Origin of the sequence: Bradyrhizobium sp., assembly GCF_049798375.1 — a bacterium.
Lineage (GTDB): Bacteria > Pseudomonadota > Alphaproteobacteria > Rhizobiales > Xanthobacteraceae > Bradyrhizobium.
In genome coordinates, this window is the sequence record NZ_JBARGP010000697.1 from 1 (window position 1) to 8,565 (window position 8,565).

At 63.8% G+C, this 8,565-nt stretch carries 7 protein-coding genes; all 7 read left to right on the top strand.

Annotated elements, in window-relative coordinates; all coding sequences use genetic code 11:
* Positions 1-96: 96 nt before the first annotated feature.
* Positions 97-1,236, top strand: coding sequence for a M50 family metallopeptidase (locus WA702_RS27390; protein ID WP_425113669.1), 1,140 nt, complete (start codon positions 97-99; stop codon positions 1,234-1,236).
* Positions 1,237-1,409: 173 nt separating this feature from the next.
* Positions 1,410-3,950 carry an outer membrane protein assembly factor BamA gene (gene bamA, locus WA702_RS27395; RefSeq protein WP_425113670.1) on the top strand — a complete coding sequence of 847 codons (2,541 nt, stop codon included), beginning with the start codon at positions 1,410-1,412 and terminating at the stop codon, positions 3,948-3,950.
* A 138-nt stretch (positions 3,951-4,088) separates the two neighbouring features.
* Positions 4,089-5,159 carry a UDP-3-O-(3-hydroxymyristoyl)glucosamine N-acyltransferase gene (gene lpxD, locus WA702_RS27400; protein WP_425113671.1) on the top strand — a complete coding sequence of 357 codons (1,071 nt, stop codon included), beginning with the start codon at positions 4,089-4,091 and terminating at the stop codon, positions 5,157-5,159.
* Entirely contained in the window at positions 5,159-5,617 is a 459-nt protein-coding gene (gene fabZ / locus WA702_RS27405; protein ID WP_425113672.1) for a 3-hydroxyacyl-ACP dehydratase FabZ, read from the top strand. Before lpxD ends, fabZ begins: the two co-directional genes overlap by 1 nt.
* Positions 5,618-5,627: 10 nt before the next feature.
* Complete coding sequence (gene lpxA / locus WA702_RS27410) at positions 5,628-6,437, top strand: acyl-ACP--UDP-N-acetylglucosamine O-acyltransferase (protein WP_425113673.1); 810 nt, start codon at positions 5,628-5,630, stop codon at positions 6,435-6,437.
* Positions 6,438-6,443: 6 nt separating this feature from the next.
* Entirely contained in the window at positions 6,444-7,301 is an 858-nt protein-coding gene (locus WA702_RS27415; RefSeq protein ID WP_425113674.1) for an LpxI family protein, read from the top strand.
* A complete protein-coding gene (lpxB, locus tag WA702_RS27420) occupies positions 7,301-8,491 on the top strand; it encodes a lipid-A-disaccharide synthase (RefSeq protein ID WP_425113675.1) in 1,191 nt (396 codons plus the stop codon). The genes WA702_RS27415 and lpxB overlap by 1 nt, the downstream gene beginning before the upstream one ends.
* Positions 8,492-8,565 lie beyond the last annotated feature (74 nt).

Sequence of the window (8,565 nt, forward strand, 5' to 3'; positions counted from 1 at the left end):
ACCATGAGGCTCGGAATAAAGCTGCCACCCTGTTGCCCCAAATTGCCTTAAAGGCGTCGTAGGGGTTGTGGGAGCTTCGGCCCACGCGAGGAAACGATGACCGAGTTTTTTCAACATGGATTCAATACTTTAGGACACGCTCTGGTCGGTTTCCTATTTGTGCTGACGATCGTTGTGTTCTTCCACGAGCTTGGCCATTTTCTGGTTGCTCGCTGGGCTGGTGTGAGAGTGCTGAAGTTTTCGCTCGGCTTCGGGCCTGAGCTCGTTGGCTTCAATGATCGCCACGGCACTCGCTGGAAGCTTTCGGCAATCCCCCTCGGCGGCTATGTGAAGTTCTTTGGTGACGAGACCGAGGCCTCGACGCCGTCGGCCGAGTCGCTGGCCAGGATGACCGACGAGGAGCGCGAAGGCAGCTTCCATCATAAGAAGATCGGCCCGCGCGCGGCGATCGTCGCCGCCGGCCCGATTGCCAATTTTATCCTGGCGGTGCTCATTTTCGCCGGCATGGCGCTCTATTACGGTAAGCCGAACACGACAGCGCGTGTCGATGCAATTCAGCCGGAGAGCGTCGCGGCCGCCTCCGGGTTCCAGGTCGGCGACGTCGTGACCTCTATTGATGGCCACGAGATAAACAATTTCAACGACATGAAGCAGATCGTTGCGATGAACGCCGCGACCGAGCTGACGTTCCATGTCAGGCGGGATGGTCAGGATGTCGCGTTGAAGGCTACGCCGGCGCTAAAGGACGAGAAAGATATTCTTGGCAATAGTCACCGGATTGGCGTGCTCGGTATTCAATACAACGCTCGGCCGGACGAATCGCGCATGGTTCCGGTCAGCTTCGCGGGAGCATTTCTGTTCGGCCTGGAACAGGTCTGGCTGATTATTTCCGGCACCTTCCATTTCATCGGTTCGCTATTTTCCGGTGTTGGGAACGCTCGCGAACTCGGCGGTCCACTGCGAATCGCACAGATCTCGGGCCAAGCTGCGAGCCTCGGGTTCCAGTTCCTGGTGAACCTTTGTGCGACGCTCTCGGTTTCGATCGGCCTCCTGAACCTGTTCCCGGTTCCGCTGCTCGATGGCGGCCACCTGCTATTTTACGGGGTCGAGGCCGCTCGCGGTCGTCCGCTGTCGGAGCGCGCGCAGGAGATGGGATTCAGGATCGGACTCGGCCTCGTATTAATGCTGATGGTTTTTGCAACCTATAACGATATCCTGCACTTCGCGGGGTCGTGACCTCGGCTTTTCTGTGACGTGGCGGATAGGCAACGTTTTGAAACGAAAATGAAAATGGATCGCGATACGGCGTTGCCGCCTAGGTGAAATTGGCTACAAGCAAGACGTTGAATGGGAATCTGCCGGTTCCGTAGGGGTATGGAATCGGTAACGGGATGAAGGGCGCGTTGCGCATGAAGTTTGGATTGCGGGTGCGGGGGGGCGTGCTGGCCACCTTGATCATGTTCGCGGTGCCGGTGGTTGCTCCGCTGGCGGGCATGATTATCTCATCGCCAGCTGCCGCACAGACGGTGAATTCGATCGAAGTGGTCGGGAATCGCCGCGTCGAGCTGGAAACCATTCGCTCTTATTTCAAGCCCGGACCGGGCGGCACGCTCGATGCCGGTCGAATCGATGACGGCCTGAAAGCGCTGATCGAAACCGGTCTGTTCTCGGACGTGAAGATCGATCGGCAGGGCGGCCATCTGGTCGTCCACGTGGTCGAGAATCCGGTCATCGGCCGTGTTGCCTTCGAGGGCAACAAGAAGATCAAGGACGAGCAGCTCACCGCCGAAGTGCAGTCGAAGCCGCGCGGCACGCTGTCCCGCCCGATGGTGCAGTCGGATGCGCAGCGCATCGCCGAGATCTATCGTCACTCCGGTCGCTACGACGTCCGCGTCACGCCTGAAATCATCGAGCAGCCTAACAACCGCGTCGACCTCATCTTCACCGTCGAGGAAGGGGCGAAAACCGGCGTCAAGTCGATCGAGTTCGTCGGCAATAACGCGTACTCGTCCTATCGCCTGCGCGACGTCATCAAGACCCACGAATCGAACCTGCTGAGCTTCCTTGGCGGCAATGACGTCTACGATCCGGACCGGGTCGAGGCCGATCGCGATCTGCTGCGCCGCTTCTATCTGAAGAACGGCTATGCCGACGTGCAGGTGGTGGCCGCGCTCACGGAATATGATCCGACGCAGAAGGGCTTCCTGGTCACCTTCAAGATCGAGGAAGGCGTGCAGTACCACGTCGGCTCGGTCACCTTGCAGTCCTCGATCGCAACGCTCGACGGCAATTCGCTGCGCTCGTTCTCGCGCGTCAATGTCGGCTCGCTCTACAATGTCGAGCAGGTCGAGAAGTCGGTCGAGGAGATGCAGATCGAAGCGTCGCGGCGTGGCTATGCCTTCGCTGTGGTGCGTCCGAACGGCGACCGCAACTTCGAGGCTCACACCGTCTCGGTGGTGTTTTCGATCGACGAGGGCCCGCGCACCTACATCGAGCGCATCAATATCCGCGGCAACACCCGCACCCGCGACTACGTCATCCGCCGCGAGTTCGATATCTCGGAAGGCGACGCCTATAACCGCGCGCTGGTCGACCGTGCCGAGCGCCGGCTGAAGAATCTCGACTTCTTCAAGACCGTGAAGATCACCACCGAGCCGGGCTCCTCGAGCGACCGGGTGATCCTGGTCGTCGATCTCGAGGAGAAGTCGACCGGCGACTTCTCGGTCTCGGGCGGCTACTCGACCACGGACGGCGCGCTGGCGGAGGTCTCGATCTCCGAGCGCAACTTCCTCGGCCGCGGCCTGTTCGCCAAGGCGTCGGTGACCTACGGCCAGTATGCCCGCGGCTACTCGCTGTCGTTCGTCGAACCGTATCTGCTGGACTACCGCGTCGCGCTCGGTCTCGACCTCTATCAGCGTCAGCAGCTGTCCAACAACTTCATCTCCTACGGCACCAAGACGCTGGGCTTCAGCCCGCGGCTCGGCTTCCAGCTCCGTGAGGACCTGTCGCTGCAGCTGCGCTACTCGATCTACCAGCAGCAAATCTCGCTGCCGTCCACGCTGGCGAACTGTAACAACACCACGACGAACGGCCTGCTCGCCTTCAACCCGACACCGGCATTCATCAATGCCACCGGTATCGCGGATCCGACTGGCACTGGCCTCGGCTGCTTCAGCGATGGTGAAGCTTCGCTGCCGGTCCGTAAGGAATTGTCGCAGGGCGCCAGCCTGACCTCGGCGCTCGGTTACACGCTCAACTACAACACGCTCGACAATAACAAGAACCCGACCGACGGCCTGCTGGTCGACTTCAAGCAGGACTTCGCGGGTGTTGGCGGCGACGTGTCGTACCTGAAGACCGCGGCCGATGCGAAGTACTTCACCCCGCTGGTCTCCGATATCGTCGGTATCGTCCATTTGCAGGGCGGTATCCTGAACAAGATCGGCAACAACGAGCTGCGCATGCTGGATCATTTCCAGATGGGTCCGAACCTGGTCCGCGGCTTTGCCCCGAACGGCATCGGTCCGCGCGACATCAACCCGTTCGGCACCCAGGATGCGATCGGTGGCACCAAATACTGGGGCGCTTCGGTCGAACTGCAGATGCCATTCTGGTTCCTACCCAAGGAAGTGGGCCTGAAGGGCGCGATCTATGCCGACGCCGGCGGTCTCTCCGGCTATCAGGGACCGACCTCATGGACTGCGACCGGCGAAGTCAACACGCCAGGCTGCATCAGGCCGACCCCTGCGACCGCGACGGTTCCGGCCAATCCTGGCACTTGCACCGGGCTGGTGTTTGACGACAGCAGTAAGGTCCGCAGCTCGGTCGGTGTCGGTCTGGTCTGGGCGTCCCCGTTCGGTCCGCTGCGCTTCGATTACGCAATCCCGCTGAGCAAGGGTGCGTATGACCGCACCCAGGAGTTCCGGTTCGGCGGCGGCACGTCGTTCTGACGACGCGCCAGCCTGGACCGCCACCCTCGGCGGATACGAGTCGCGTGATCACGACGCATTGGTGTAAGTTGAGCTCGGCCCCGGATACACAGGGCCGAGCTTTATCTTTTTGCGCGCGGTTGAGCCGCGATGGATCGAATGCCTCAGCCGACTTTCTTTGAACAACCCGCTCCGATGACGCTGGCCGCGATCGCGGCTGCCACCAAGGCCACGCTGGTCGATCCCTCCAAGGGCGAACAGGTGATCAGGGGGCTCGCCTCGCTCGACGAGGCCGGGCCGATGCATCTGGCATTCTTCGACAACCTCAAATACGCGGACCAGCTTGCCGCGACCTATGCCGGGGCCGTGCTGGTCAGCCCGCGATTCGAGGCCAAGGTGCCGGCGCATACGACGGTGCTGCGCATCGCCCAGCCGTTCCGGGCCTTCGTGAACCTTGCCCGCGAGCTGCATTCCGACGCGCTGCGGCCGACATCCTGGTTCGGCTGCGCGGGCGTCTCGCCGCAGGCGATTATCGACCCGACCGCGCGGCTGGAGGACGATGTCATCGTCGAGCCGCTGGCCGTGATCGGCGCCCATGTCGAGATCGGCAGCGGCACGGTGGTCGGCGCCGGCGCCGTGATCGGACCTCACGTCAAGATCGGGCGCGACTGCAATGTCGGCGCGCGCACCGTGATCCAGTGCGCGCTGATCGGCAATAACGTGCTGATCCATCCCGCCTGCAGCATCGGCCAGGATGGCTACGGCTTCATCTTCTTCGGTCCCGACGGGCACCTCAAGGTTCCGCAGACCGGGCGGGTGCTGATCCAGAACAATGTCGAGGTCGGCGCCGGTACCACCATCGACCGCGGCAGCCTGCGGGACACCGTGATCGGCGAAGGCACCAAGGTCGACAACCAGGTGCAGATCGGCCACAATGTCACAATCGGCCGGCATTGCCTGCTGGCAGCCCAGATCGGGCTGGCAGGCAGCCTCACGATCGGCGACAACGTCGCGCTCGGGGCGAAGGTTGGCATCAACAATCACCTCAAGATCGGCGACGGTGCGCAGGTCACTGCGATGAGCGGCGTCAAGGACGACATCCCGCCGAATGGACGGTGGGGCGGCTATTTCGCGAAGCCGACCAAGCAGTGGTTCCGCGAGATCGTCGCGGTGGAGCGGCTGGTGCGCGATATGACGGCGGCTAGCCCGAAGGATGAAGGACAGGAGTGATGGAGGAGTCACCCATCAAGTTTGCGGACATCGACATCAACGAGATCCTCAAGACGCTGCCGCACCGTAACCCGTTTCTCCTGATCGACCGCGTGAAGAACATCCGCGCCGACTATAGCGGCATCGGCGTCAAGAACGTTTCCTTCGCCGAGCCGTGTTTCCAGGGCCATTTCCCGGAACGGCCGGTCTATCCGGGCGTACTGATGATCGAGGGCATGGCGCAGACCGCCGGCGTGATTGGCATCAAGTCGGTCGAGGGCACCGAGAAGCCCCGCGCGGTCTATTTCCTCACCATCGACAAGTGCAAGTTCCGGAAGCCCGTGCTGCCTGGCCAGACTATCGAATACCACATGACGTCGATCGGGCGCCGCAAGACCATGTGGTGGTTCCACGGCGATGCCAAGGTCGACGGCGTGACGGTGGCGGAAGCCGATGTCGGCGCCATGCTGACTGATTGATCGCATCCGTATGAGCAAGATCGACCCTACCGCCCGCGTCGAGGACGGCGCCATCATCGGCGGCGGCACCGAGATCGGCCCGTACTGCATCGTCGGCCCGAACGCCGTGATCGGCACCAATTGCCGGCTGATGTCCCATGTCCAGATCATGGGCCACACCACGCTCGGCAATGACAACGTCATCTCGCCATTCGCGGTGCTCGGCGGCGCGCCGCAGGACCTCGGCTATCGCGGCGAGCCGCATCGGCTGGTGATCGGCTCCGGCAACACCATCCGCGAGGGTGTGACGATGAACATCGGCACCACCAAAGGCGGCGGCTTGACGACGGTGGGCAATGGCGGTTTCTTCATGAACAACGCCCATGTCGGCCACGACTGCGTGGTCGGCAACAATGTGATCTTCGCGACATCGGCGACGCTCGGCGGTCACGTCGAGATCGCCGACGGCGTCTATATCGGCGGCCTGTCGGCGGTGCATCAGTTCACCCGGATCGGCCATGCCGTGATGGTCGGCGGTGTCTGCGGCGTGCGCAGCGACATCATTCCCTATGGTCTCGTCAACGGCCAGTATGCCGCGCTCGAAGGCCTCAACATCATCGGCATGAAACGCCGCAAATTCACCCGCGAGCGGCTCGCCGCCGTGCGCGGCTTCTATCAGAAGCTGTTCCACGGTCCCGGTGTGTTCGCCGATCGCCTCGCGGCGGTGCAGTCGATGGCCGGCGATGACCCGGCGATAGCAGAGATCCTCGCCTTCATCGGCGGTGGTAGGCATCGCGCGCTGTGCCTTCCGGAGAGCGGCGGATCTCTCGCCGAGATGTAAGGTGCCATGGCGAATGCGGCACATGAGTTGGCTCCCCCCGTCGGCTTGATCGCGGCCGGCGGCGTCATGCCGTTCGCGGTGGCCGATGCGATGATCGCGCGCGGGCGCACGCCGGTGCTGTTCGCGCTGAAGGGCATCTGCGATCCCAAACGTGTCGAACGCTTCCGCCATCACTGGATCGCGCTCGGTCAACTCGGCCGACTGGCAAAGCTGCTGCGCGCGGAAGGCTGCAGCGATCTCCTGTTTATCGGCAATCTGGTGCGGCCGTCGCTGGCGGAGATCAGGATCGACCTCACCACCTTGCGCGCGCTCAGGCTGATCTGGGCCTCATTCCGCGGTGGCGACGATCATCTGTTGTCAGGCATCGGCCGCATCTTCGAGCGCGACGGCTTTCGCATGCTCGGGATCAAGGACGTCGCGCCTGATCTGCTAGTGCCGGCCGGGAGCCTCACCCGTATTCAGCCAGGCGATATTGTCACGGCCGATATCGCGAAGGGGCGTGCGGTGCTGCAGGCTCTCGGACCGTTCGACATCGGCCAGGCCGTCATCGTCATCGACGGTCATGTGGTGGCGGTCGAGGACATCGAGGGCACCGACGGGCTGCTCGCCCGCGTCGGCCGCCTGAGGGAGCAGGGGCGCATCCGCAGCCCGGCAGGCCACGGCGTGCTGGTGAAGACGCCGAAGAGCAGCCAGGATTTGCGTTTCGACCTGCCGACCATCGGACCGCGTACGATCGAGGGCGCGGCCGCTGCCGGCCTCGCCGGCATCGCGGTCGCGGCCGGCCATACGCTGATCGCAGAGCCCGAAGCGACGATCGCCGCCGCCGATCACGCGCGCCTGTTCGTCATCGGCGTGGACGCGTGATGGCGCGCGTCGCGGGCGGGCAAATGGCGCGCAGGATCGTGCTGGTGGCGACCGAGGAATCCGGCGACCGGCTCGGCGCAAGGCTGATGAAGGTGCTGCGCCAGCGGCTTGGTGATGCCGTCGAATTCTCCGGCGTCGGCGGCCGCGACATGGCGCGTGAAGGGCTGGTGTCGCTGTTTCCGATCGAGGAGCTCTCGATCGTCGGCTTCTCGGCCGTGATCAAGCAGTTGCCGAAAATCCTGCGGCTGATCCGCCAGACGGTGGACGCGATCGTCGAGCGCGCACCCGACGTGCTCGTCATCATCGACAGTCCTGATTTCACCCAGCGCGTGGCGCGGCGCGTGCACGCGCGCGACAGCGCGATCCCGATCGTCAACTACGTCGCGCCGACAGTGTGGGCCTGGCGGCCGGGGCGGGCACGCGCGATGCGCCGTTATGTCGATCACGTGGCGGCGCTGCTGCCGTTCGAGCCCGCGGCGTATCAGCGGCTCGGCGGTCCGCCTTGTACTTATGTCGGCCATCCCCTGATCGAGCAGATCGCGAACCTCCGTCCCAACGCCGAGGAACAGGCGCGACGCGACGGCGTACCGCCAATGCTGCTGGTGCTGCCCGGCAGCCGCCGCAGCGAGGTCGCCCGTCATCTTGCGATCTTCGGCGAGACGCTCGATCGATTGCGCGCGGGAGGTATTGCGTTCGAGGCGGTGCTGCCGACCACGCCGCATCTCGAAGCCGCGGTCAGGGCAGGGATTGCAAGCTGGCCGGTCGCGCCGCGCATCGTGCTCAATGAGGCGGACAAGCGCGCCGCCTTCCGGACCGCGCGCGCTGCGCTCGCCAAGTCGGGTACTGTGACGCTGGAGCTTGCGATCTCGGGCGTGCCGATGGTCACGGCCTATAAGGTCGGCGCGCTCGAGGCCTTCATCCTGCGCCGCGTGGTCCGGGTGCAGTCGGTGATCCTTGCCAATCTCGTGATCGGCGACAACGTGATTCCGGAATACCTGCAGGAGGCCTGCACGCCGGACCATCTCGCGCCGGCGCTCGCGGAGGTGCTCGCCGACAGTCCTGCACGGCAGCGGCAGCTCGACGCCTTCGCAGGGATCGACGCCATCATGTCGACAGGCGCTGCATCGCCCAGCGTGCGCGCCGCGGACATCGTGCTGCAGACGATGCGCGAGGGACGGCGGGCCGGTTAGGTGGCGGGCGTTTCTAGTCGCCGTCACTGCGAGCGAAGCGACTTGTCCGCCATAGCCCGAAGGGCGACGGCGGA

What these genes read in the sequence shown, in the direction of transcription:
- fabZ (WP_425113672.1), top strand. Translation starts at nt 5,159, where the DNA reads ATGGAGGAGTCACCCATCAAGTTTGCGGACATCGACATCAACGAGATC.
- WA702_RS27390 (WP_425113669.1), top strand. Translation starts at nt 97, where the DNA reads ATGACCGAGTTTTTTCAACATGGATTCAATACTTTAGGACACGCTCTG.
- bamA (WP_425113670.1), top strand. Translation starts at nt 1,410, where the DNA reads ATGAAGTTTGGATTGCGGGTGCGGGGGGGCGTGCTGGCCACCTTGATC.
- lpxA (WP_425113673.1), top strand. Translation starts at nt 5,628, where the DNA reads ATGAGCAAGATCGACCCTACCGCCCGCGTCGAGGACGGCGCCATCATC.
- WA702_RS27415 (WP_425113674.1), top strand. Translation starts at nt 6,444, where the DNA reads ATGGCGAATGCGGCACATGAGTTGGCTCCCCCCGTCGGCTTGATCGCG.
- lpxD (WP_425113671.1), top strand. Translation starts at nt 4,089, where the DNA reads ATGCCTCAGCCGACTTTCTTTGAACAACCCGCTCCGATGACGCTGGCC.
- lpxB (WP_425113675.1), top strand. Translation starts at nt 7,301, where the DNA reads ATGGCGCGCGTCGCGGGCGGGCAAATGGCGCGCAGGATCGTGCTGGTG.